Annotated in this window: 7 protein-coding genes and 2 pseudogenes; 6 read left to right on the plus strand and 3 right to left on the minus strand. The window is 73.1% G+C overall.

Annotated features, from left to right (window positions below):
* Positions 1-7: 7 nt before the first annotated feature.
* From ACZ7OH_RS21350 to ACZ7OH_RS21365, 4 genes and pseudogenes are all read left to right on the plus strand, one after another.
* Positions 8-8,893 (plus strand): annotated as a pseudogene (locus tag ACZ7OH_RS21350) (type I polyketide synthase); the annotation flags it as partial.
* Positions 8,894-8,912: 19 nt separating this feature from the next.
* Positions 8,913-19,439, plus strand: a pseudogene (locus ACZ7OH_RS21355) (type I polyketide synthase); the annotation flags it as partial.
* Positions 19,436-20,194, plus strand: coding sequence for a thioesterase II family protein (locus ACZ7OH_RS21360; protein WP_470282353.1), 759 nt, complete (start codon positions 19,436-19,438; stop codon positions 20,192-20,194). The pseudogene ACZ7OH_RS21355 and the gene ACZ7OH_RS21360, both read left to right, overlap by 4 nt.
* 11 nt (positions 20,195-20,205) lie before the next feature.
* Positions 20,206-21,456, plus strand: a complete 1,251-nt coding sequence (locus ACZ7OH_RS21365; RefSeq protein WP_470282354.1) for an activator-dependent family glycosyltransferase — start codon at positions 20,206-20,208, stop codon at positions 21,454-21,456.
* A 43-nt stretch (positions 21,457-21,499) separates the two neighbouring features.
* On the opposite strand, the gene ACZ7OH_RS21370 is transcribed toward ACZ7OH_RS21365, so the two are convergent.
* Positions 21,500-22,693, minus strand: a complete 1,194-nt coding sequence (locus ACZ7OH_RS21370) for an aminotransferase class I/II-fold pyridoxal phosphate-dependent enzyme (RefSeq protein ID WP_470282355.1) — start codon at positions 22,691-22,693, stop codon at positions 21,500-21,502.
* Positions 22,694-22,957: 264 nt separating this feature from the next.
* Here ACZ7OH_RS21370 and ACZ7OH_RS21375 point away from each other — a divergent pair, with 264 nt between their 5' ends.
* Together ACZ7OH_RS21375 and ACZ7OH_RS21380 are read left to right on the plus strand one after the other, a co-directional pair.
* Positions 22,958-24,172, plus strand: a complete 1,215-nt coding sequence (locus tag ACZ7OH_RS21375; protein ID WP_470282356.1) for a macrolide family glycosyltransferase — start codon at positions 22,958-22,960, stop codon at positions 24,170-24,172.
* Positions 24,169-25,227, plus strand: a complete 1,059-nt coding sequence (locus tag ACZ7OH_RS21380) for a ketoacyl-ACP synthase III family protein (protein WP_470282357.1) — start codon at positions 24,169-24,171, stop codon at positions 25,225-25,227. The genes ACZ7OH_RS21375 and ACZ7OH_RS21380 overlap by 4 nt, the downstream gene beginning before the upstream one ends.
* A 177-nt stretch (positions 25,228-25,404) precedes the next feature.
* Here the strand turns inward: ACZ7OH_RS21380 and ACZ7OH_RS21385 are convergent, their stop codons facing one another.
* Together ACZ7OH_RS21385 and ACZ7OH_RS21390 are read right to left on the minus strand one after the other, a co-directional pair.
* Positions 25,405-25,572 carry a hypothetical protein gene (locus ACZ7OH_RS21385; RefSeq protein WP_400904872.1) on the minus strand — a complete coding sequence of 56 codons (168 nt, stop codon included), beginning with the start codon at positions 25,570-25,572 and terminating at the stop codon, positions 25,405-25,407.
* A gap of 69 nt (positions 25,573-25,641) precedes the next feature.
* On the minus strand, positions 25,642-26,334 hold the full coding sequence (locus ACZ7OH_RS21390) for a helix-turn-helix transcriptional regulator (RefSeq protein WP_470282358.1): 693 nt from the start codon (positions 26,332-26,334) through the stop codon (positions 25,642-25,644).
* Positions 26,335-26,636 lie beyond the last annotated feature (302 nt).

Consider the following 26,636-nt stretch of genomic DNA (forward strand, 5'->3'; position numbering starts at 1 on the left):
GAAGAAGCTGCTCGACTACCTCAAGAAGGTCACCACCGACCTGCGCGCGGCGAACCAGCGGCTGCGCGAGGTGGAGGAGCGCGACGCCGAACCGGTCGCGGTGATCGGGATGGGCTGCCGGTTCCCCGGCGGTGTCCGCACTCCCGAACAGCTCTGGCAGCTCCTGGCCGACGGCGGCGACGGGATGGCGGGCTTCCCCGCCGACCGCGGCTGGCCCGCGGCGCTGTACTCCGGCGACGCCGGGCAGGCGGGCACCAGCTACGTCCGCGAGGGCGGGTTCGTGTACGACGCGGCCGAGTTCGACCCCGGCTTCTTCGGGATGAGCCCGCGCGAGGCGCTGGCCACCGACCCGCAGCAGCGGCTGCTGCTCGAAACCGCGTGGGAGACCGTCGAACGTGCCGGGATCGACCCGCTCTCGCTGCGCGGCACGCGAGCCGGGGTGTTCGTCGGCGGCACGTCCACCGGCTACGGCTCCGGCCTGACCGCGCTGCCCGACGGCGTCGAAGGGCACCTGCTCACCGGCAACTCGACCGCGGTGATCTCCGGCCGGGTCGCCTACCAGCTCGGGCTCAAGGGCCCGGCGGTCACCGTGGACACGGCGTGTTCGTCGTCGCTGGTCGCGCTGCACTGGGCCGCCCAATCCCTGCGACGCGGCGAGTGCTCGCTCGCGCTCGTCGGCGGGGTGACGGTGATGTCCACGCCGGGCATGTTCCTCGAGTTCAGCCGCCAGCGCGGGCTCGCGCCCGACGGGCGGTGCAAGCCGTTCGCGGCCGCCGCCGACGGCACCGGCTGGTCCGAAGGCGTCGGGCTCGTCCTGGTCGAAAAGCTGTCCGACGCGCTGGCCAACGGCCACCCGGTGCTGGCCGTGGTCCGCGGTTCGGCGGTCAACTCCGACGGCGCGTCCAACGGCCTCACTGCGCCCAACGGCCCGGCCCAGCAGCAGGCCATCCGGGCCGCGCTGGCGAGCGCCGGGCTCGAACCGTCCGATGTGGACGTCGTCGAGGCGCACGGCACGGGCACCACCCTGGGTGACCCGATCGAGGCGCACGCGCTGCTGGCGACCTACGGCCAGGACCGCGACCGGCCGCTGTGGCTCGGCTCGGTGAAGTCGAACATCGGCCACACGCAGGCCGCGGCCGGCGTCGCCGGGGTGCTCAAGGTGATCTTGTCCATGCGGCACGGGCTGCTGCCGCGCACGGTCCACGTCGACGAGCCGTCGCCGCACATCGACTGGACGTCCGGGCGCGTCGAACTGCTGACCGGGAACGTCGAGTGGCCGGCGGGGGAGACCCCGCGCCGGGCCGGGGTGTCGTCGTTCGGCATCAGCGGCACAAATGCACACGTGATCCTGGAGAGCTACGACTCGGCGCCCGCCGCGGCGACCACGGTGGACGGCTTGGTTCCACTCGCGCTGTCCGCCCGGTCCCGCGAAGCCCTGCGCGACCAGGCTGTCCGGCTGCGGGAGCACTTGTCGGCGGGGTCGACGCTGGCGGACACCGCGTTGTCGCTGGTCACCGGGCGGTCAGCGTTCGAACACCGGGCCGTCGTGCTGGCGGACGGCACCGCTTCGGCGGTGACCGCACTGGACGCGCTGGCGGCCGGCGAGCCGTCGGCGTCCGTTGTGGACGGTGTCGTCGGCAAGGCGGGCAAGACCGCGTTCCTCTTCTCCGGCCAAGGTTCCCAGCGGATCGGGATGGGTGCGGGGCTGCGTTCCGCTTTTCCGGTGTTCGCGTCGGCGTTCGACGAAGTGTGCGCGGGCTTCGATCTTCCCTTGGCCGAAGCGATCTCGGGCGAGTCTCTGGACGACACGGGTTACACGCAGCCCGCTCTGTTCGCTGTCGAGGTCGCCCTGTTCCGGCTTCTCGAGTCGTGGGGCGTGAAGCCGGACTTCCTGGCCGGGCACTCCGTCGGCGAGCTGGCCGCGGCGCACGTCGCCGGGGTCCTCTCGCTGGCCGACGCCTGCACGCTGGTCGCGGCGCGGGCGCGGCTGATGGCGGCTCTTCCCGCGGGCGGGGCGATGGTCGCCGCGCAGGCGACCGAAGCCGAGGTCGCGCCCCTGCTCGGTGAGCGGGTGAACCTCGCCGCCGTCAACGCGGCCGACTCCGTCGTCCTGTCCGGCGACGAAGCCGCGGTCCTGGCGGCCGCGGCCGAGCTGGCGTCCCGCGGGCGCAAGACCAAGCGGCTCAGCGTGTCGCACGCCTTCCACTCGGTGCTGATGGAGCCGATGCTGGACGACTTCCGGCAGGTCGTGGCCGGGCTGACCTTCTCGGCGCCGCGCCTGCCGATCGTCACCGGTGAGCCCGCCGACCTGACCGACCCCGAGTACTGGGTGCGGCACGTGCGCGAACCGGTCCGGTTCGCCGACCGCATGACGGCTCTGCAAGACCGCGGTGCCACGCGCTTCGTCGAGGTCGGCCCGGACGGGACCCTCGCCGGGATGGCGAGCGTGCCCGTCGTGCCGGTGCTGCGCGCCGGCTGTGATGAGCGCGAGTCGGTCCTCACGGCGCTGTCCGAGCTGTACGTGCGCGGCGGTGCGCCCGGATGGACGGCCCTGCTCGACGGCGCCCGGCGGGTCGAACTGCCGACGTACGCCTTCCAGCACGAGCGTTTCTGGCTCACTTCGCCGGAGTCTCCCGACGTCGTGGACACCGGCGCGGAGCAGTTCTGGTCGGCGGTCGACCGCGAGGACCTCGCCGCGCTGGTCGGCACCCTCGACGTCCCTTCGGAAGCGCCGCTCAGCGAAGTGCTTCCCGCGTTGGCGTCCTGGCGGCGCCGAACCCGTGTGGAGTCCACAATAGACAACTGGCGGCATCGGATCGGCTGGCGCCCGGTCACCGGGACGACCGCGACCCGGTTGTCCGGCCGCTGGCTCGTGGTGGGCGAAGGTGCCGACGACGTGGTCGAGGGCCTGCGCGACCGGGGCGCGGACCTGCTGCACGTCCCGGCCGTCGCCGCCTTGCCGGGCGACGAGCCCGCCGGGGTCCTTTCGCTGCTGGCCGTGGAGGACACCCTCGAGCTGGTGCAGGCGCTCGGCACGCTCGGCTGGTCCGCGCCGCTGTGGTGTGTCACGCGGGGCGCGGTCTCGACCGGCCGCTCCGACCCCCTCGACCATCCGGAGCAGGCCCAGGTGTGGGGTCTCGGCCGGTCCGCCGCGGTGGAGCACCCGCGTCGGTGGGGTGGTCTGGTCGACCTGCCCGAGCAGCTCGACGACCGTGCTCTGGACCGGCTGTGCGGAGTGCTCGCCGACGGCGCCGAAGACGAGGTCGCCATCCGGACCTCCGGGGTCTTCGCCCGGCGGCTCGCGCGCGCGGCCGTGTCCGGTGACTGTCCTGAGTGGACAATGTCGGGGACGGTGCTGATCACCGGCGGCACCGGCGCGCTCGGCGGCCACCTCGCGCGCTGGGCGCTCGACCGCGGCGCGTCGCGCGTCGTGCTGGCCAGCCGTCGCGGCAAGGCGGCGACCGAACCGACCCGGCCCGAGATCACGGTCGTGGCCTGCGACTGCACCGACCGGGACGCGGTCACCGCACTCGTGGAGTCCCTGCCGGACCTGACCGCCGTGGTGCACGCGGCCGGCGTCCTCGACGACGGCGTGCTCGACGGGCTCACCCAGGACCAGCTGGCGCGCGTGCTGCGGGCCAAGGCGGTCGCCGCCCGGGTGCTGCACGAGGCCACCGAAGGCCGTGAACTCTCGGCGTTCGTGCTGTTCTCGTCGCTGGCGGGCACCGTGGGTTCGGCCGGACAGGGCAACTACGCGGCGGCGAACGCCTACCTCGACGCGCTGGCCGCGTACCGGCGGGCTCGCGGGCTCCCGGCGACGTCGCTCGCCTGGGGACCGTGGGCCGACGCCGGGATGGCGGCCGACACCGCCGTCCGCGACCGGCTGCGCCGTGGCGGTCTGACGCCGCTCGACCCCGACCTCGCGGTGACCGCGCTCGACCGGGCGCTGGGGGTCGGCGACGTCGCGGTCGCGCTCGCCGACGTCGACTGGCCCGTCTACGGCCCCGCGCTCACCGCCGTGCGACCGAGCCGCCTGCTGAGCGAACTGCCCGAGGCGGCGGGTGCTCCGGTGGTGGTGCCGTCCGATGTGGACATGCTGACCTTGGTGCGCCGTCAAGTCGCTGCCGTGCTGGGCTACACCGAAGAGGTTCCCTCGGGCAAGTCGTTCAAGGACCTCGGGTTCGACTCGCTGACCGCCGTCGAGCTGCGCAACCGCCTCGGCGCGGCCACCGGCACGGACCTGCCCGCGACCCTCATCTACGACTACCCGACGGCCGCCGACCTGGCCGCGCACCTGGCGGGCACGGCGGACGAAGCACCGGTGGTCTCGCCGCTCACAGTGTCCACAGAGGACCCGATTGTCGTCGTGGCGATGGGCTGCCGGTTCCCCGGCGGCGTGCGGACGCCGGAAGACCTGTGGGAACTGCTGGTTTCCGGGCGCGACGCGGTTTCGGGCTTCCCCGCCGACCGGCACTGGGACCTCCCGGGCCTCGCCGCGGCCGGGGTCGTCACGAGCGGTGGCGCGTTCGTCGACGGCGTCACGGAGTTCGACCCGGCCTTCTTCGGCATCTCGCCGCGCGAAGCCCTGGCGATGGACCCGCAGCAGCGGCTCGTCTTGGAAACGGCCTGGGAGACATTGGAACGCGCCGGCGTCGACCCGGCGAGCGGCCCGGACGTCGGGGTGTTCCTCGGGACCAACGGGCAGGACTACCCGGCGGTCCTCGCGGGTTCGGGCGAGGACTTCGGCGGGTTCGTCGGCACCGGGAACGCCGCTTCGGTCGTCTCCGGCCGGGTGTCGTACGTGCTCGGCCTCGGCGGCCCGGCGGTCACCGTGGACACGGCGTGCTCGGCGTCGCTGGTCGCACTGCACCTGGCCGCGCAGTCGGTGCGCGCGGGCGAGTGCGCAATGGCCCTGGCCGGCGGCGTGACGGTGATGGCGACGCCCGGCGCGTTCGTCGAATTCTCCCGGCAGGGCGGCCTCGCCGCGGACGGCCGGTGCAAGGCCTTCGCCGACGACGCGGACGGCACGGGCTGGGGCGAAGGCGCCGGCGTCGTGCTGGTCGAGCGGCTGTCGGACGCGCGGCGGCTCGGGCACCCGGTGCTCGCGGTGCTGCGCGGCTCGGCGATGAACCAGGACGGCGCGTCGAACGGGCTCACCGCGCCGAACGGGCCGTCGCAGCAACGGGTCATCCGCTCCGCGCTCGCCGCCGCCGGGCTCTCACCGTCCGATGTGGACGCCGTCGAGGCGCACGGCACGGGTACCGCGCTGGGCGACCCGATCGAGGCGCAGGCGCTGCTGGCGACCTACGGGCGGGACCGCTCCACGCCGCTGTGGCTGGGATCGCTGAAGTCCAACATCGGGCACACGCAGGCGGCGGCAGGCATCGCCGGGGTGATCAAGATGGTCCTTTCCCTGGGCCACGGCGTCCTGCCGAAGACGCTGCACGTCGAAGAGCCGTCGCGGCACGTCGACTGGACCGGCGGGGCGGTGGCGTTGCTGACCTCTCCGCAGCCTTGGCCGGCCGGGGACCGACCGCGTCGGGCCGGGGTGTCGTCGTTCGGCTTCAGCGGCACGAACGCCCACGTCATCATCGAGGAGCCGCCGGTATCGGAAGTCACGCCCGTCGACGCCGGTGTCGTCGCGTGGCCGCTGTCGGCCCGGTCGGACTCGGCGTTGCGCGAGCAGGCGCGCCGGCTCGCGGCCTTCGACCCGGACGCCGCTCCGGCCGACGTCAGCCTGACCCTGGCCGGCCGGGCGGCGTTCGACCACCGTGCGGTGGTGGTCGGCGCGTCCCGGGCCGACCTGCTGGCCGGGCTGGCCGCGGTGGCGTCGGGCCGGAAGGGCCCGGGCGTCGTCACCGGGCAGGCCGTCCCGGGGGCGACGGGGCTGCTGTTCGCCGGACAGGGTTCGCAGCGGGTGGGGATGGGGGCGGAGCTGTACGCGCGGTTCCCGGCGTTCGCGGACGCGTTCGACGCGGCGTGCGCAGTGCTGGACCCCTCACTGGACCGGCCGTTGCGGGACGTCGTGTTCCAGGACGCCGTGGCGCTCGACCGGACGGGGTACACGCAGCCGGCGCTGTTCGCTTTCGAGGTCGCGTTGTTCCGGCTGCTGGAGTCGTGGGGCGTCCGGCCGGACCACCTGGTAGGGCACTCGATCGGCGAGCTGGCGGCGGCGCACGTGGCGGGGGTGTTCTCGCTGGCGGACGCGGGCCGGCTGGTCGCGGCCCGCGCCGGTCTGATGCAGGCGTTGCCGCCCGGGGGCGCGATGCTCGCGGTGCAGGCCGCTGAGCAGGAGGTTCTCCCGGTGGCGGCGGGCCGCGCGGACCTGGCGGCGGTGAACGGGCCTCGGTCGGTGGTCCTGTCCGGCGAGGCCGACGCGTTGGCGGAGATCGCCGCCGAGCTGACCGAGCGCGGGGTGAAGTCTAGGGATTTGCGGGTCTCGCATGCGTTTCACTCGGCTCGGATGGACGCGATGCTGGAGGACTACGCCGAGGTGGCGCGCGGGATCGGCTACGCCGGGCCGCGCGTTCCCGTGGTGTCCACGGTGACCGGGCGGGTCGCGGAGGAGCTGACGGACCCGGAGTACTGGGTCCGCCAGGTGCGCGAGCCGGTGCGTTTCGCGGCGGCGGTCGAGACGCTGCGTTCGGCCGGAGTGACGCGGCTGGTGGAGCTGGGTCCGGACGGGACGTTGTCGGCGCTGACCTCGGGCTCGGTCCCGATGGTGCGCAAGGACCGGCCGGAGGTGTCGACGGCGCTGCTGGCGCTGGGGTCGCTGCACGTGAGCGGGCAGACGGTGGATTGGACGCCGCTATCACCGGGAACGCGGCGCGTGACGTTGCCGACGTACCCGTTCGAGCGCCGGGTGTTTTGGCCGGAGCCGGCGGTTTCGAGCGGGTCGCCTTCGGACGCTTGGCGCTACCGGGTGTCCTGGCGGCCGGTGGCGGACGGGCCGCGGGTGGGGTTGACCGGCCGGTGGCTGGTGGCGGTGCCCGCCGGATGCGATGGTGACCCGCTGGTCAAGGGAGTGTTGTCGGCGCTCGCGGAGGCTGGAGCCGAGCCGGTACCGGTGACGCTCGCGGAGAGCGATCTCGACCGGGACGAGCTGGCTGGTCGGCTGCTGGGGGTCAGCTCGGGTGGCGAGCCGGCGCTCAGCGAGGCCGACCGCCTGCTCGGCGAAGCCGGTCGCGCATTGGCTGGCGGTCCAGTGGCTGGCGCTGAGCCCGCGGCCCGCTTGCTGGGCGAGACCAGTCCCGATCCCGTCGCCGGCGTTCTCTCACTGCTGGGCCTGGCCGTCCACGCCACTCCAAACCTCCCGTCCGTCCCACTCGGGCTTGCGCTCAGCACCACCCTCCTCCAGTCCCTCGGCGATGCCGGCGTCACCGCGCCGCTGTGGCACGTCACCGCCGAGGCCGTTGCCGTCGGAGACGAAACCCTCGGCGAACCCCTCGCCGCCGGGATCTGGGGGCTGGGGCGGACCGCCGCCCTCGAACACCCCGACCGGTGGGGCGGCCTTGCCGACCTGCCCGCCCACCCCGGCGAACCCGAACTGACCAGCCTCATCGCCGCCCTCGCCGCCACCGGAGGGGAAGATCAGCTCGCCATCCGCCCCGCCGGCACCTTCACCCGCCGGCTGATGCGCGCCCCGATCACCCCCGCCGAGCCCTGGACCCCTCGCGGCACCGTGCTCGTCACCGGCGGCACCGGCGCCCTCGGGGCCGAGGTCGCCCGGTGGCTGGCCCGGACCGGTGCGCCGCACGTCGTCCTCGTCGGGCGGCGGGGGCCCGCCGCTCCCGGGGCCGCCGACCTCGAAGCCGAACTCAGCGCGCTCGGTGCCAAAGTCACGATCGCCGCCTGCGATCTCGCCGATCGGGACGCCGTCGCCGAACTCCTCGACGGGCTTCCCGATCTCGACGCCGTCGTGCACGCCGCCGGCGTCCTCGATGACGGCGTCCTCGACTCGCTTACCCCGCACCGGATCGCGACCGTCATGCGATCCAAAGTGGACTCGGCCAGGAACCTCGACGAGCTCACCCGCGACCGGGACCTCTCAGCCTTCGTCCTGTTCTCCTCCCTCGCCGCCACGCTCGGCGCGGCCGGGCAGGGCAACTACGTCGCCGCCAACGCCGTCCTCGACGCGCTCGCCGAACACCGGGCCGGGCTCGGCCTGCCCGCCACCTCGATCGCCTGGGGGCCGTGGGCCGGCGCCGGAATGGCCGCCGGGACCACGGCCCGCGCCGAACGCGGCGGGATCCGCCCGATGGCGCCCGCCTTGGCCACCGCCGCCCTGCACCGTGCGCTCACCACCGGCGAGCCGGTCATCACGGTGGCCGACTTCGATTGGGAGCAGTTCCGCGCCGGACGGCTGTTCGACGACCTGCCCGAAGCCCGCCGGGCCACCCCCGAAGTCGGCTTCCGCGCGAAGCTCGACGCCCTGACCGGGCCCGAACGCGACCGCGCACTGCTCGACCTGGTACGCGCCGAAGTCGCCGCAGTGCTCGGCTACGCCAGACCATCCACAGTGGACCCCGGGTTGGCGTTCAAGGAACTGGGCCTGGACTCGCTCACCGCGGTCGAGCTGCGCAACGGCCTGGCCGCCGCCACCGGCCTGGCCCTGCCCGCGACGCTCGGCTTCGACTACGCGACCCCGGCCGCGCTCGCCGCGCACCTCGGCCGCGAACTCGGGCCCGCCGACCCGGCCGACGCCGCCTTGGAACGCATCGAAGCGGCCCTCGCCGGCCTGACCGCCGAGCAGGGAACCCGCGTCACGAGCCGGCTGCAGGCCCTGCTCGGCCGCCTCGCCGCGGAACCGGCGGAAAACACGCGGCAGAAGCTCGAAACGGCCAGCGAAACCGAGATCTTCGACTTCATCGACAACGAGCTGGGGCTCGCGTGAGGGGGGCGACGTGAACGAGGAGAAGCTGCTCGGCTACCTGCGCAAGGTCACCGCCGACCTGCACGAGACGCGGGAACGGCTGCGGGCCGCCGAGGCGTACGCGCCCGAGCCGATCGCGATCGTGGCCATGGCCTGCCGGTTCCCCGGCGGCATCGAGACGCCCGAGGACCTCTGGCGGGTCCTGGAGACCGGCACCGACACGCTGACGGACTTCCCGGACGACCGCGGCTGGGACCTCGACGCCGTCTACCACCCCGACCCGGCGCACCCGGGCACGAGCTACGTCCGCCAGGGCGGGTTCGTCCGCGACGCGGGCGCGTTCGACGCCGCCTTCTTCGGGATCTCGCCCCGCGAGGCCCTCGCCATGGATCCGCAACAGCGGCTGCTGCTCGAAACCTCCTGGGAGGCCTTGGAACGCGCCGGGATCGACCCGGTTTCGCTGCGAGGCGAGCCGGTCGGCGTGTTCGCCGGCACCAACGGCCAGGACTACCCGGGACTGCTCAGCCTCGCACCCGGCGTCGGCGACGGCTACGAGAGCACCGGCAACGCCGCCAGTGTCCTTTCCGGACGGATCGCCTACGCGCTCGGCCTGGAAGGCCCGGCCGTCACCGTCGACACGGCTTGCTCGTCGTCGCTGGTCGCGCTGCACTGGGCGGCGCACGCGCTGCGCGAACGGGAATGCGAACTCGCGCTCGCCGGCGGGGTCACGGTCATGACGACGCCCGGCGCGTTCATCGGCTTCAGCCGGCAGCAGGGGCTGGCCGCGGACGGCCGCTGCAAGGCCTTCGCCGACACCGCCGACGGCACCGGCTGGGGCGAAGGCGCCGGCGTCGTCCTGCTGGAACGGCTGTCCGACGCCCGCCGGCACGGCCACCCCGTGCTCGCGATCGTCGCGGGCTCGGCGATCAACTCCGACGGCGCGTCGAACGGGCTCACCGCCCCGAACGGCCCGTCGCAGCAACGCGTCATCCGCGCCGCACTCGCCGACGCCGGGCTGACACCGTCCGATGTGGACGCCGTCGAAGCGCACGGTACGGGGACGAGCTTGGGTGACCCGATCGAGGCGCAGGCCTTGCTGGCCACCTACGGCCGCGAACGCCGGACGCCGTTGTGGCTCGGGTCGATCAAGTCGAACCTCGGACACACCCAGGCCGCTGCCGGGGTTGCTGGCGTGATCAAGATGACCCTCGCGCTGCGCAACGGTGTCCTGCCGAAGACCCTGCACGTCGATCAGCCGTCGTCCAAGGTGGACTGGTCGGCCGGCGACGTCCGCCTGCTGACCGAGCCGGTCCCGTGGCCGGACGAGGGGCGGGTGCGCCGCGCGGGCGTCTCGGCGTTCGGCGTGAGCGGGACCAACGCGCACGTGCTCCTGGCCGCGCCACCGGCCGAAGAGGACACCCGGCACGAGGAATGTCAGTCCGTCGTGCCGTGGGTCCTTTCCGGACGGTCGGACGCCGCCCTGCGCGCCCAAGCCGCGCGGTTGGCCGGTATCGAAGGCGACCCCGCCGGGATCGGGCTGGCGCTCGCGACGACTCGGTCGGCCTTCGAGCACCGAGCCGTGTTGATCGGCGACGCCGGCGAGCTGGCCGAAGGAGTGCGCGCGCTCGCCAACGGCGAGGAGGTCCTCGTACGCGGCGTGGTCACCGAAGGCCTGACCGCGTTCCTGTTCACCGGCCAGGGTGCCCAACGCGCCGGCATGGGCCGCGAACTCTACGACCGATTTCCGGCCTACGCGAATGCCTTCGACGAGATCTGCGCGGAGTTCGACCGCCACCTCGACCATCCACTCAAGACGGTCGTCGAGTCCGGAGTGGACCTCGACGAAACGGCCTACACCCAGCCCGCGCTGTTCGCGGTCGAGGTCGCGCTGTTCCGGCTTCTGGAGTCCTGGGGCGTGACACCCGACCACCTGGCCGGGCACTCCATCGGCGAGCTGGCGGCCGCGCACGTCGCCGGCGTCTTCCGCCTCGCCGACGCGGCCGAGCTGGTGGCGGCCCGCGGACGGCTCATGCAGGCGCTCCCACGCGGCCGGGCGATGGTCGCCGTCCAAGCCACCGAAGCCGAAGTGACGCCGTTGCTCACCGAGACCGTCTCGCTCGCCGCCGTCAACGGACCGGACTCCGTCGTGGTGTCCGGCGACGGCACCGACGAGATCGAGCGCCACTTCGCCGGACTCGGCCGCCGGACCCGGCGGCTCACCGTCTCCCACGCCTTCCACTCCCCGTTGATGGACCCCATGCTGGCGGAGTTCGGCCGGGTCGCGGAGCGGATCACCTACGCCCGGCCGCGGCTCCCGATCGTCTCGACCGTGACCGGGACCCCGCTCACCGACGAGCTGACCACCCCGGACTACTGGGTCCGGCAGGTCCGGGAGCCCGTCCGGTTCGCCGCCGCCGTGGCGGCGCTCGCGGACCTCGGGACCACCCGGTTCCTCGAGGTCGGGCCGCACGGCGTGCTCACCGCCATGGCCGAGGAGTGCCTGCCCGGCACGACGGCCGCCGCGCTGCTGCGCAAGGACCGCGACGAAGTCCGGACCGCGCTGACCGCCGTCGCGACGCTGTACGTCCGAGGCGCGCGAGCCCGCTGGGGCGCGCTGTTCCCCGGTGCGCGGCCGTGCGCCCTGCCGACCTACGCGTTCCAGCGCGAGACCTACTGGCCGGAGCTGCCCCGCCCGGTCGGCGACACCACCCGCGACGCCCTGCTCAAGCTCGACTGGGTGCCGGTTCCGGCGGGGGAGCCCGTCCCGGCGACCTGGGCGCTGCTCGGTTCCGGTCACCGCGAACTCGCCGCCGCCCTGTTCGCCGAGCTGGGCGCGCTGGCCTGCCACCCCGACCTCGACGGCGTCGCCGAGGCGGGCTCGCTACCCGACGTCCTCGTCGCCCCCTTCCTGTCCCGGTCCGAAGTGGACACCCCTGGTGACGCGGCGCGCCGCGCGTTGCACCTCGTGCGCTCCTGGCTGGCCGACGAGCGGTTTGACGGCCGTACGCTGGTCGTGCTGACCCGCGGTGCCGCCGTCGCCGAGGGCGTCTCGGACCTCGCGCAGGCGCCCGTGTGGGGCTTGGTGCGCTCGGCCGCGGCGGAGAACCCCGGCCGGTTCGTGCTCGCCGACGTCGACGACCCGGCGGCCGCGCGGCTGTTACCCGCCGCCCTCGCCACCGGCGAACCCGAGTTCCTGGTGCGTAACGGCGAGATCCGGGCGTCCCGCCTGACCAAGGCAGCTGAGCCGGGCCCGTCCGCGTCCTTCGGTCCGGAAGGGACGGTGCTGGTCACCGGCGGGACGGGGGCTCTGGGCGCGCAGATCGCGCGGCACCTCGTCACCGACCACGGCGTGCGTCACCTGCTCGTCGCGAGCCGACGCGGCCCGGACGCCGACGGCGCCGCCGACCTGATCGCCGACTTGACCGAGCTGGGCGCGGAACCCGTCGTCGCGGCCTGCGACGCTGCCGACCGCGCCGCGCTGGCCGCCCTGCTGGCGACGATCCCGGACGACCGGCCGCTGACCGGCGTCGTCCACGTGGCCGGGGTCCTCGACGACGGCGTCGTGTCGGCGCTGACCCCCGAACGCCTCGACGCCGTGCTGCGCCCCAAGATCGACGCCGTCACGAACCTCCACGAACTCACCGCGGGCACCGAGCTGACGGCGTTCGTCGTGTTCTCCTCGATCTCCGGGACGCTCGGCCCGGCGGGGCAGGCGAACTACGCGGCGGCCAACGTCTGGCTCGACGCGCTGGCCCGCCACCGCCGCGACCACGGCCTCCCCGGGCTCGCGCTCGGCTGGGGCCTGTGGGCCCAGGACGGCGGCATGACCGGCGGGCTCGCCGATCGCGACCGTCGCCGCCTGGGCGCCACCGGCATGATCCCGCTGTCCACTGTGGAGGGTCTCCGGCTGTTCGACGCGGCCTGCCGCGGCGGCGAGCCCGCCGTGCTGCCGATCCGGTTCGACTTCGACGTGCTGCGTGCCGCCCCGGCGCTGCCGCCGATCTTCGCCGGGCTCGTCCCGCCGCGGGCGGCCGCCGAGCCCGCCGACCGGCCGGCCGACGTGCTCGACGTCGTCCGGACCGCCGTGGCGCTGGTGCTCGGTTACGCCGGCGCGGCGGCCGTCGAGCCGGACCGCGCGTTCAAAGACCTCGGCTTCGACTCGCTGACCGCCGTCGAACTGCGCAACCGGTTGGCCTCGGCCACCGGGCAGCGCCTGCCCGCCACGCTGATCTACGACTACGCCACCCCGAACGCGCTGGCCGCGCACTTGGCCGGCGACGCGGCACCGGTGGCACCGGCGCCCGTCGCGGCCTGGACCGACGACGAGCCGATCGCGATCGTGTCGATGGCCTGCCGGTTCCCCGGCGGCGTCCGCACCCCGGACGAGCTGTGGGCGCTGCTCGCCGAGGGCCGGGACGCGATCGGCGGGTTCCCGGCCGACCGCGGCTGGGACCTCGACGCGCTCTACGACCCGGACCCCGACAGCGAAGGCACGTCATACGCCCGAGAAGGCGGTTTCCTCGACGACGCCGCGTTGTTCGACCCCGCCTTCTTCGGGATCTCGCCGCGGGAGGCCCTCGCGATGGACCCGCAGCAGCGTCTGCTGCTCGAGACGTCGTGGGAAGCCCTGGAGCGCGCAGGGATCGACCCGGAGTCGCTGCGCGGCGCGCCGGTGGGCGTGTTCGCCGGGACCAACGGCCAGGACTACCCGGCCCTGCTGGCACTGGCGCCGAAGAGCGCCGAAGGTTACCTGGGCACCGGCAACGCCGCTTCCGTGCTCTCGGGCCGGATCTCCTACGCGCTCGGCCTAGAGGGCCCGGCCGTCACCGTCGACACCGCGTGCTCGTCATCCCTGGTCGCGCTGCACTGGGCGATCCAGGCGCTGCGCACGGGGGAGTGCTCGCTCGTGCTCGCCGGCGGGGTCACGGTGCTGTCGACGCCCGGCTCGTTCGTCGAGTTCAGCCGCCAGCGCGGGCTGGCCCCGGACGGCCGGTGCAAAGCCTTCTCCGACACCGCCGACGGCACCGGCTGGGGCGAAGGCTCGGGAATGCTGGTGCTGGAAAGGCTTTCCGACGCGCGTCGCAACGGGCACCCGGTGCTCGCCATCGTGCGGGGCAGCGCGGTCAACCAGGACGGCGCGTCGAACGGGCTCACCGCGCCGAACGGACCGTCGCAGCAACGCGTGATCCGGGCGGCACTCGCGAACGCGGGGCTCGAAGCGTCCGATGTGGATGCTGTCGAAGCCCACGGCACCGGGACGTCGCTGGGCGACCCGATCGAAGCGCAGGCGTTGATCGCCACCTACGGCCAGGACCGCGATCGTCCGCTGTGGCTCGGTTCGATCAAGTCCAATGTGGGCCACACGCAGGCCGCGGCGGGAGTCGCCGGGGTCATGAAGATGGTGCTGGCGCTTCGGAACGGCTTGCTGCCGCAGACCCTGCACGCCGAGGTGCCGTCGTCCCATGTGGACTGGACCGACGGCGACGTCCAGCTGCTGTCGGAGTCCGTGCCGTGGCCGGACGGCGACCGCGTGCGCCGTGCCGGCGTATCGTCCTTCGGCGTGAGTGGTACCAACGCCCACGTCATCATCGAGGCCGCGCCCGAAGTCGCACTTTCCCGTGAAAGTGCCGTTTCCGGATCGCTGACGGCGTGGAGCGTGTCAGGCCACAGTCCGGAGGCGTTGCGGGGTCAAGCCGAACGGCTGCTCAGCCACGTCGCTGACCACTCCGCCGAGATCGGTACGGCCTTGGCCGCCCGTACGGTCTTCGGGCACCGGGCGGTCGTTGTGGGTGAGGACCGGGACGAGCTGGTCAAGGGCCTGGCCGCGGTGGCCGCCGACCGGCCCGCGTCCGGCGTCGTCACGGGTGTGCGCGCCGAGGGCGGGACCGCGTTCCTGTTCACCGGCCAGGGCGCGCAGCGGCTCGGCATGGGTGCCGGGCTGCGCCGCGAGTTCCCGGCGTTCGCCGACGCCTTCGCCGAGGTCTGCGCGGAGTTCGACACCCATCTCGACCGGCCGCTGGGCGAGGTGATCGACACCGAACCGGACCTGCTCGACCGGACCGAGTACACCCAGCCCGCGCTGTTCACGGTGGAAGTGGCCCTCTTCCGGCTCCTGGCGTCCTGGGGTGTCCGGCCGGACCGGCTCGCCGGGCATTCGATCGGCGAGCTGGCCGCCGCGCACGTCGCGGGCGTGTGGTCGCTGCCCGACGCCTGCGCGGTCGTCGCCGCGCGCGGCCGGCTCATGCAGGCCCTCCCGGCCGGCGGTGCGATGCTGGCGATCGAGGCGACCGAGGCCGAAGTCGTGCCGACGCTGCCCGCGGGGGTCGACGTCGCCGCGGTCAACGGGCCCACGTCCGTCGTGGTCTCCGGTGCCGAGGAGGGTGTCCGTGAGGTGGAGCGGCACTGGACCGGCCGCAAGACCCGGCGGCTGCGCGTCTCGCACGCCTTCCACTCGGCGGACATGGACGCGATGCTCGCGGACTTCGGTCGGGTCCTGAACGGCGTCACCTTCGCCCCTCCGGCCATCCCGGTCGTCTCGACGCTGACCGGGGCGCCCGCGACCGAGCTGACCTCGCCGGAGTACTGGCTGCGCCAGGCCCGCGGGACCGTCCGGTTCGCCGACGCCGTCACCACGCTCGCCGGCTTGGGCGTGACCCGGTTCGCCGAGCTGGGCCCGGACGGCGTGCTCACCGCCATGGCCGCCGCCTGTCTCGACGACCGTGCGGTGGTCACCGCGCTGCTGCGCAAGGACGAACCGCGGGACCTGCTGACCGGACTGGCGAAACTGCACGTCAGCGGGTCCACAGTGGACTGGGCCCGCGTCCTCGGTGGAACCGGCGACCCGGCGTCCTTGCCGACGTACGCCTTCCAGCACGAACGGTTCTGGCCGGAGTTCGACCTGGCCGCGGCCGGGGACGTCACGCTGGCGGGCCTCGACCGCCCGGACCACCCGCTGCTGGGCGCGTCGATCACGAACGCCGAGAACGGCACCGTGGTGTGCACCGGCCGCGTCTCGCCGCGCACCCACCCCTGGCTCGCCGACCACGTCGTCGCGGGCCGCACGCTGTTCCCGGGCACGGGGTTCGTCGAGCTGGTCCTGCGCGCGGCCGAGCAGGTCGGCGCGGGCCGCATCGACGAGCTGGTCATCGAGACGCCCTTGGACCTGACCGGTGGCGGCGTGCAGCTGCAGGTCGTCGTCGGCACGCGGGACGAGTCGGGCACGCGGGGAGTGACCGTCCACTCGCGACTCGACGACGAGCCGTGGACCCGGCACGCCAGCGGTCGCCTGACCGCTGAGCCCGGTCCCGCCCCCGAAGACGTCAGGGAGTGGCCGCCGGTCGGTGCCGAGCCCTTGGATCTCGACGGTCTCTACACCGCGGACAGCGGGTTCGGTTACGGCCCGGCGTTCCAGGGCCTGCGGGCGGCGTGGCGGCACGGCGACGAGGTGCACGCCGAAGTGGCCCTGCGGCCGGAGGAGCACGCGGACGCGGCCCGGTCCGGCCTGCACCCGGCGCTGCTCGACGCGTCGCTGCACGTCCTGGGCACGGTCGCCGAGTGGGCGGGCCTTACCTACCTCCCGTTCTCCTGGAGCGGGGTGACGCTGCACGCGAGCGGGGCCACCTCGGTCCGGGTCACGGTGACGCCGAACGGCCATGACACGGTCAAGCTGAGCCTGGCCGACCCGGCGGGCCGCGCGGTGGCGTCGGTCGACGCGCTGGTGCTGCGGCCGCTGGCCGACGGGCCCCAGCCGGCCCGGAAGGCGCACGACTCGCTGTTCCGGCTGGACTGGCGACCGGTCCCGCCGGTGCCGGTCGACGGCGCCCGGAGGTGGGCCGTCCTCGGCGCCGACGACCTCGGGATCGGCCCGGCGCTCGACGCGAGCGGCGTCACCTGCGAGTCCTATGTGGACGTCGACGCGCTCGGCACCGCGGTCGGGCTCGGCATGGCCGTGCCGGAAGTGGTACTGGCCCCCGTCCGGACGCCGGCGGCCGGGGCGTTGCCGGGCGTCGCCCGGTCGGCCGCCCACGAGGTGCTGGGCCTGCTGCGGGAGTGGCTGGCGGACGAGCGGTTCGCCGCCTCCCGGCTGGTCGTGGTAACCCGCGGCGCGGTGGCGGCGACGGCCGGCGATGGCGTTCCCGGCCTGGCGGCCGCGCCGATCTGGGGCCTGGTCCGCTCGGCGCAGGCGGAGCACCCCGGCCGGGTCCGGCTGATTGACCTCGACACGTCGGCTGACGCCCTCCCGGCCGCGGGTGGCTGGGGGCATCCCGGCCGGGTCGACCTCGATGAGTCGGCCGAGGGGTTGCCGGGTGATGGCGCGCGGGCGGTTGCGGGTGGCGGGGAGCACCCCGGCCGGGCCCGGCCGATCGACCTCGACACGTCGGTTGAGGGGCTCTCGGGTGATGGCGCGCAGGGGGTCGCGGGCGGCTGGGAGCACTCCAGCTCGTCGATCGAGAGGTCGATGGCCGCGTTGCCGGCCGCGGTCGCGGTTGGCCGAGACCAGCCCGGCCCATCGATCGACCCGTCCATGGCGGCTTTACCGGCCGCGGTGCTCAGCGACGAGCCGCAGCTGGCCCTGCGCGACGGCACTCTACTCGCCGCCCGGTTGAGCCGGGCCACCGCCGAGTCCGCCACCGGGAAGCGGCCGTTCGGGCCGGATGGCACCGTGCTGCTCACCGGTGCCACCGGCAGCCTCGGCCGGGTGCTGGCCCGGCACCTGGTCACCGCGCACGACGTGCGGCGGCTCGTGCTGGCCAGCCGGAGCGCAGCCGGTGCCGCTGACCTGCGGGACGAGCTGACCGCACTCGGCGCGGACGTCCGGCTCGCCGCGTGCGACACCGCGGACCGGGAGGCGGTCGCCGCGCTGCTGGCGGGGATCCCCGATCTCGCCGCGGTCGTGCACGCGGCCGGCGTGCTCGACGACGGCGTCATCGACAGCCTCACCCCGGCACGGCTGGACACCGTGCTGCGGCCCAAGGTCGACGCGGCCTGGCACCTCCACGAGCTGACCGCGGATCGGCACCTCTCGGCGTTCGTGCTGTTCTCGTCGGTGTCGGCCACCTTCGGCGCGCCCGGGCAGGGCAACTACGCCGCGGCCAACGCCTTCCTCGACGCTCTCGCCGCCCACCGGGCCGCTCGCGGCCTGCCCGCCCAGGCGCTGGCCTGGGGACTGTGGGAGACCGGGATGAGCTCCGCACTGGACTCCGCCGACCGGCAGCGGATGTCTCGCGGCGGCGTCCGGGCGCTGTCGGTCGAGCAGGGGCTGGCGTTGTTCGACGCCGCTACCACGCTCACCGAACCTGCGCTGGTCCCCGCGAAGCTGGACTTGTCCGGTGGTTCGGCCGCGACCGTCCTCAAGGGACTGGTACGTCCGGCTCGGCGAGCCGTGACGGCGGAAGAAGCCGGAAAGGACACTCTGCACCGGGCGCTGGCCGGAAAGTCCGAAGCGGACCGGGAAACAGTGTTGCTGGACCTGGTCCGGACCGCCGCGGCCACCGTGCTGGGGCACGCCGGTCCGGACGCGGTGCGCCCGGACGTCGGGTTCCTCGTCGCCGGGTTCGACTCGCTCACCGCGGTCGAGCTGCGCAACACCCTCGGCTCGGCCACCGGCCTGCGGCTGCCGCCGACGCTGGTCTTCGACTTCCCGACCCCCGAGGACCTCGCCGCCCACCTGCGGGCCGAGCTGAACGTCACCGAGGAACCGAAAAAGTCCACTGTGGACGCCGGTGAGACGCTCGGTGCGTTGTTCCGCACGGCCTGCGAACTCGGCAAGATGAAGGAAGGCTTCGAGCTGCTGCAGAACGCGGCGTTGCTCCGCCCCACCTTCGACTCGGCCGCGGACCTGAACACCCAGCTCGGATCGGTGAAACTCGCTGCCGGTGAGCGGACACCCAAGCTGATCTGCTTCAGCTCGTACGTCGCGCTGGCCGGGGTGCACCAGTACGCCCGGTTCGCCTCGCCGTTCCGCGGCGACCGCGATGTGCACGCCTTGCCGGCGCCGGGGTTCGTCAAGGGCGAGGCGCTGCCCGCCAGCGTCCGCGCGGTCGCCGAGGTGCAGGCCGACGCGGTCCTGCGGGCTGCCGACGGCGAGCCGTTCGTCCTGCTCGGCTCGTCTTCGGGCGGGATGCTCGCGCACGCCGCCGCCGAACTCCTCGACGAGCGGGGCACGCCACCCCTCGCTGTCGTGCTGCTCGACAGCTACCTGCCGCGCGCCGACTCGCCGCTGGACCGGTTCCGCGACGAGCTGTTCGGCGGCATGTTCGACCGCGAAGAGGTGTTCGCCCCGATGGACGCCGCGCGGCTGTCGGCGATGAGCTGGTACTTCCGGCTGATGGCCGGCTGGGAACCCGTGAAGCTGCCGGTGCCGCTCCTGCTGGTCCGCTCGTCCGAACCCCCGGTCGCCGGCGAGCCGCTGGCGCCCGAGGAGTGGCAGACGCACTGGGACACCGCCGACACCGTCGTCGACGTGCCGGGCAACCACTTCACCATGGTCGAGGACCACGCCGCCACCACCGCCGGGACCGTGCGCGGCTGGCTCGTGACCACCCTCCAGGACGGAGTTCACGCATGACTGACGACCCGGAGCTGTGGCTCCGCCGCTACCACGAGGCGGACGAGGGCGCCGTCCGGCTGTTCTGCCTGCCGCACGCGGGCGGCTCGGCCAGCTTCTACTTCCCCATGTCCGCCGGGCTCGGCCGGTCGGTCGAGGTGCTGTCCGTCCAGTACCCGGGACGGCAGGACCGGCGGCACGAGCCCGGGATCGACAGCCTGCCCGTGCTCGCGGACCGGCTCGCCGAGGTGCTCGCCGAGCGGACGCGGCAGCCGTTCGCGCTGTTCGGCCACAGCATGGGCGCGACGCTGGCGTTCGAGGTCGCCGCCCGGCTGGAACGGACCGGGGTCACCCCGCTGCACCTGTTCGCCTCCGGGCGGCGCGCCCCGTCGCGTCGCCGCGACGAGTCCGTGCACCTGCTCGACGACGACGGCGTCGTCGCCGAGGTGCGCCGGCTCGGCGGCACGAACGCGGCCGTGCTGGGCGACGAGGAGATCCTCCGGATGGCCCTGCCCGCGATCCGCAACGACTACCGGGCCGCCGAGACCTACGTCCAGCGGCCGGGGCCGAAGCTCGGCACACCGATCACCGTGCTCACCGGCGACGCCGACCCGAAGACCACGCTCGACGAGGCTCGTGCGTGGGCAGAGCACACCGACGGCGAGTTCGAGCTGAAGGTGTTCCGCGGCGGGCACTTCTTCCTCGCCGACCACCAGCCCGAGGTGCTGCGGCTGATCTCCGCGCGGCTGGCGGGCGCGTTGTCCGGTCACCACTGAAAGGCGAACCCGTGCGCGTGCTGTTCGTGACGCTGGACGAGAAGTCCCACCTGTACTGCATGGTCCCGACGGCCTGGGCGCTCGTCGCGGCCGGGCACGAGGTGCGGGTCGCGGCGTCGCCGGGGTTCGCCGACGTCGTCACCGGCACCGGCCTGACCGCGGTGCCGGTCGGCGCGGACAACACGATGCACGAGGGCATGAAGCAGAACCGCGACGCCCAGGAAGCCGACATCGCGAACTGGAACGACACCGACCCGGCGTCCCACACCTGGGAGGCGTTGCACCAGCGCTACACGTTCACCGTGTGGGCGGGGTTCGCCATCTACAACGACGAAATGGTCGCGGACCTCGTCGCCCACGCGCGGGACTGGCGGCCGGACCTCGTCGTCTGGGACGCGCTGACCTATGCCGGGGCGATCGCGGCGAAGGCCTGCGGCGCCGCGCACGTCCGGCAGCTGTGCTGGGCCGATGTCTGGTGCGCGATGCGCGTCACGTTCCTGAAGCTGATGGCCGACCAGCCGGTCGAGCAGCAGGAAGACCCGCTGTACGACTGGATCGAGCTGACCGGGCGGCCGTACGGCGTGGAGTTCGCCGAGGAGCTGGTCACCGGCCAGGCGACGATCGACCCGCTGCCGGAGCCGCTGGGCGCGCGCTCCGGCGTCCGGCGGCTGCCGGTCCGGCACGTGCCCTACAACGGCCGCGCGGTGGTCTGGGACTGGCTGCGCGAGCCACCGTCCCGGCCGCGGGTGTGCCTGACGCTGGGTTCGTCCAACACGGACGCGTTCGGCGGCGACTACGTGTCCATTCCGGACATCCTGGCCACTTTGTCTACTTTGGACATCGAAGTGATCGCCGCGTTGGTACCCGCGCAGCGGAAGGCGCTGGACGCGGTCCCGGCGAACGTCCGGGTCGTCGAGTCGGTCGCGCTGCACACGGTCCTGCCGAGCTGCTCGGCGATCGTGCACCACGGCGGCTTCGGCAGCTACGGCGCGGCGCTGGTCGCCGGCGTGCCCCAGCTGACGGTGACCACGCCGATCGCCGACCACCTGCTGCGCGCTCAGCGCCTGGTCGACGAAGGTGCCGGATTGCTGTTCACGCACAACGGCTTCACGGCCGACGACCTGCGAACCTCGGTGGCGAGACTGGTCGGAGAACCGAGCTTCGCGGCCCATGCTCGTCGCCTCCGCGACCTCGCCCTGGCCCAGCCGACCCCGCACGAACTGGTGGCCGACCTGGAGAAGCTGGTCGCCGAGCGGTCGTGAGTGAGAAACAGTGTCAGAACACCGTTTCTCACTCACGACGGCGTCAGGCGCGGGCGGCGAGGCGGCGGCGGATCTCCGGCGCGTGCTCGACGGCGAACGCCACCAGCGCCGACACCTCGCGGACCTGCTCGCTGGTGACCGACGGCCCCGTCGGCAGCGTCAGCACCCGGCGCGAGAACGCGTCGGTGGCCGGCAGCGAGACCGGCCGCTCGGTCCGGTAGGGCTCGCACTCGTGCACGCATGGCGAGAAGTACCGCTGCGCCAGCACGTTGTCCGCACGCAGCAGCTCGAGGATCGTGTCGCGGGACAGGCCGCACTCCCGCTCGTCCACCTTGACGACGTTGTACTGGTAGCTGTTGCGGTTGTCCTCGTCGTAGCGGTGCATCTCCAGGCCGGGGAGCCCGTCCAGCTCGGCGGTGTACTCCTCGTAGTGCGCCTCGTTGGCGGCGATGGTCGCGGGCAGCGCGTCCAGCGAAGTCAGGCCCATGGCCGCCGACGCCTCGCTCATCTTGGCGTTGGTGCCGGCGAACTCGGTGACGTGCTCCTCGCCCCAGCCGAAGTTGTGGGTGTAGCGGGCGAGCTGGGCGAAGTCGTCGTCGTTGGTGACGATCGCGCCGCCCTCGAACGTGGTGACGACCTTCGCCGCGTGGAAGCTGAACATCTCCGCCTTGCCGAACCCGCCGAGCGGCTGGGGCCCGAAGGTGCAGCCGATGCCGTGCGCGGCGTCGAAGAACAGGGTCAGGTCGTGCACTTCGGCGATCTTCTCGAGTTCCTGGATGGCGGCCGGCTGGCCCCACAGGTGCACTCCGACCAGGCCGGTCGTGCGGTCGGTGATCAGGCTTTCGACCTGCTCGGGGTCGATGCACCCGGTGGCCGGGTCGAGGTCGCAGAAGACCGGCGTCAACCCGAGGTAGCGCATCGCGTGCGCGGTCGCGACGTAGGTCATCGACGGCATGATGACCTCGCCGGTCAGCCCGGCCGCCCGCGCCATCACTTCGAGGGCGATCGTGCCGTTGCAGGTGGCGACGCAGTGCTTCGCGCCGGTGTGGTCGGCGATCCGCGCCTCGAACTCCTTGACCAGCGGGCCGCCGCTGGTCAAGCGGCCGCTGTCCAGGGCCACTTCGAGCCGCTCGTAGAACTTCGCCCGGTCCCCGGTGCTCGGTTTCCCCACCACCAAGGTCTTCTCGAAGGCCATCGGGCCGCCGAACAGGGCCAGGTCGTCAACGCTCGTCTTCATGAAGGTCCTTCCCCAAGGGTCGCGGACTGCCCTTACCCGCGGCGACGTGCATTTCGTTGCTTTTAAACGACTGTTGAGTTCCCCCTCGACGGGTCGTCTGCAGGATAGGGACGGCGGGTACCGGTGCCCGGTTTTGCCGGAGAACTCTGTGGAAGCCCCTAGTCGTGCCGGAGGCGGCACTGTGCCAAGTGGACTCGGGGGAAACCGCCAGACCTCGCGTGGTAGCCACTTCACCGGGAGGGGACGGTGCCCGACGATTCGGTGGTGAGCAGGCACATCGCTGTCTTCAGCTTCCCCGCGTACGCCCACGTCGCGCCGGTCCTCCCGGTCGTCGCCGAGCTGGTGCGCCGCGGCCACCGCGTCACCTTCGCCGTGGTCGACGAGTTCGCCGCGAAGGTGGCGGCGACCGGCGCCGAAGTGCTGCCCTACACCTCGACGTTCCCGTGGGCGACCGGGCTGGGCGACACCGCGTCCGACGGCTACGCGCTGCGGGCCATGCTGGCGTTCATGGGCGAGGGGCTCGCCCCGCTGCCGGCCGCCATGGCCCGGTTCGCCGACGACCCGCCGGACCTCGTCCTGCACGACCTGGCGGCGTCCGAGACGGCGCGGCTGGTCGCCCGGAAGTGGTCCGTGCCGGCCGTCGAGTCGTGCCCGGAGTTCGCCTCCAACGCCCATTTCCGGCTGAACGAAGCCCAGGCCGAGTCCGACGCCGCCCAGCCGCCCGACCTCACCGACCCCGAGCTGACCGCGTTCGTCGAGCACGCCCAGCGGCTGCTGGCCGAGCACGGTCTGTCCGATGTGGACACCGCCGGCGGCGAGCCGCCCTACCACCTCGTCTACCTGCCCAAGGCGTTCCAGATCCACGGCGAGACCTTCGACGAGCGCTTCGCGTTCGTCGGTCCGTCCTTCGACCGGACGGTGGCGCCGGGGGAGTGGACGCCGCCCGCGGACGGGCTGCCGGTCGTCCTGATCTCGCTGGGCACCTCGCGCAGCCGCGAGCAGGTCGGCTTCTTCCGCAAGTGCGTGCGCGCCTTCACCGGGCAGCCGTGGCACGTCGTGCTGACGCTCGGCCGGTGGGTCGACCCGGCCGAGCTCGGGCCGCTGCCGGAGAACATCGAGGCGCACCCGTTCGTCGCGCACGCGGCGCTGCTGCCGCACACCCGCGTGTTCGTCACCCACGGCGGGCTCGGCAGCACCATGGAGGCGCTGCACTACGGCGTGCCGATGGTGCTGACGCCGTCCCAGAGCGACCAGGTGGTGACCGCGGCGCGGGTCGCGGACCTCGGGCTCGGGTGCGTGGTGTCGCGGACCGACGTCACCGAAGCCGAACTGCTCGACGCCGTCACGAAGACCGCGGGCGATCCGGTGGTCGCCCAGCGGGTCCGGTGGATGAGCGAACAGGTCGCGCTGGCCGGCGGGGAGATCCGCGCGGCCGACGCCGTCGAGTCGTGGCTGCGGCCGAAAGTGGAGGCGAAGTGAAGCTGGCGGACGTCTACCTCAGTGGGATCGGCACGTACGTGCCCGAGACCACCGGTGTCGGGCACGCGATCGAGCAGGGGTGGATCACCGCCGAAGACGCGGAGGCGACCGGGCTGACCGGCGCGGCCTGCGCCGGCGAGACCCCGGCCCCGGACATGGCGCTCTGGGCCGGGCAGCAGGCCGTCGCGCGGGCGGCCGTCGACCCGGAGGCGCTGGACGTCCTGCTCTACGCCGACAACTACCACTCGGGCCCGGACGGCTGGTTCCCGCAGTTCTGGCTGCAGCGGCACCTGGTCGGCGGCGACCTGCTCGCGGCGCAGCTGCGGCAGGGCTGCAACGGCATGTTCGGGGCGCTGGAGCTGGCGGCGACGTACCTGATCGCGCGCGGCGGCGGGACGGCGATGACGGTCGCGTCGGACAATTCGACGTCCCCGCTGGTCAACCGCTGGCGCTGCCTGCGCCCGGACTTCATCATCGGCGACGGCGCGACGGCGGTCGTCCTGAACACGACGTCGGGCTTCGCGCGGCTGAAGTCGGCCGGCTCGATCACGGTGCCGGAGCTGGAGGGCATGCACCGCGGCGACGAGCCGATGTTCCCGCCGGGCGCGACGATCGGCCGGTTCATGGACTTCGCCGAGCGCATCGACTTCTTCGGCTTCGAACACCGCGACACGATGCTGCACAGCGGGCTCAACCTGCTGAAAACGCGGTCCGAGCTGATCGACCGTGTGCTGGCCGAGGCCGGCATCGGGCTCGACGGCGTCAGCCGCATCGCCTACAACCACGGTTCGCGCAAGTACGTCGAGGACGGCCTGCTGGCGATGCTCGGGATCCCCCTCGAGAAGTCGAACTGGGACTTCGGGCGGGGGCTGGGGCACCTCGGGGCGAGTGACCAGGTGGCGTCGCTGGCGAACATGCTGGGGACCGGGCAGCTGGCGCCGGGGGACCACGTGCTGATGGTCGGGATCGCGCCGGGGGTCAGTGTGGCGGGTGCCGTGGTGGAGATCCTCGACGTGCCGGAGTGGGCCGAGCCGGTGGTTCCCCGGTCGAGCTGAGGTCGCCGATCGTCACTGCGGGTACGACCGCTGTTGCCGCAGAGTAGCCTCCGCCCGAGTTGGTGGAAACTCACCAACAGTCGATGACGGCTCCGGCGCAGACCCCGGAAACGCGGATCGGGTGGTCCGAGGTCTCCCTCGGCCCACCCGATCCGGTCGCCTCGTCAGCCCGCCGGCTCAGCCGCCGGAGCCGCCGCCGTACGCGCCACCCAAAAGGCGGCTGCGGCGCTTGCGGTTCTTTTCGTCGTCAGCCTTGGCGTTGTCCGCCTTGGTGTCCGCCGGCTTCTTCTTGGAATCGTCTTCCTTTTTTCCGAAAATTCCCACCAGTTCATCCCTTTCCGGCATTTTGGAAATCGAACCGTGCCCCCGCAGGATAGCGCAGGGTATCTTCGCCCGCACACCGCTGAAAGCGGCTCAGCGGATGTACTGCGGGGTCACCTTCGGCGGCCACTGGCCGATGCAGAGGATGCCCTGCGAGTACGCCTTGGAGACCAGCGCCGAGCGGTTCGGCGACTTGAACTGCCGCAGCATCGCGCCGACGTGGTACTCGATGCCCTGCCTGCTCAGGTAGAGCTTCGACGCCAGCTGCACGGTCGAAATCCCGGCGGCGACGCCTTCGAGGACCTTCGCGTCGAGCTCGCTGAGAAGCTTGGTCTTCTCGATGCCCGGCCGCGGGGTATCCGCGGCGCGGTCCGGTTTGATCAGCACGACGATCGTGGTGACCTGGCCCGATCGGCTGCGCACCGCGATGCCCGTCAGGCCGCCGGAGAGCACCGGCTGCGCGGGCCGCACGCCGACCAGGCGCGCGCTGAAGCGGTCCCGGCGGCCTTCGTTCAGCCGCGCCAGCTGCTGCAGCGTGAACTGCTTGGCGCTCGGGTGCACGAAGTCCACAAAGCTCTGTCCGAAAACGTCGGACGCGGTGCGTCCCAGCTGCCGGAGGAAATCGCCGTTGGCTTCGATGACCCGGAGATCGGGACCCAGATTCGCGATGCAGACGTCGGACATGTCGAAGGACGGGACGTTCTGGTTCTGTCTTTCGGTGGCGGCGGGGAGGCCGTGCGGTGCGGCGACCGGCCGGTCGACCACGGAATCGAGACGCGTGTTCATCGAGTTCGAACCCCCAGATTCGGTTCTACGTTCGAGGCATTGCCCACGGACAAAAGACGTCGACGACCCTCGAGCTCCCCTCAAGAGGGTCCGCGGCGGGGAGTCCGGACGGTTCTTCACACCACCCCAGCGGAAACCTCGAGTTCCTTCCCCAGAACGATCCTCGAGTCCACCCGGACACCGGCCGCTTCGGTCCGTTTCGTTGGAAACAAACCAAACGACGTCTCGTACGCTAGCCAACGGGGTATGGCCCGTCAATGCCGGTGCGGCGGTTCGGCGCTAACACTGTGGTCCGCCCCGCC

It is taken from the genome of Amycolatopsis sp. NPDC114478, from assembly GCF_055633805.1.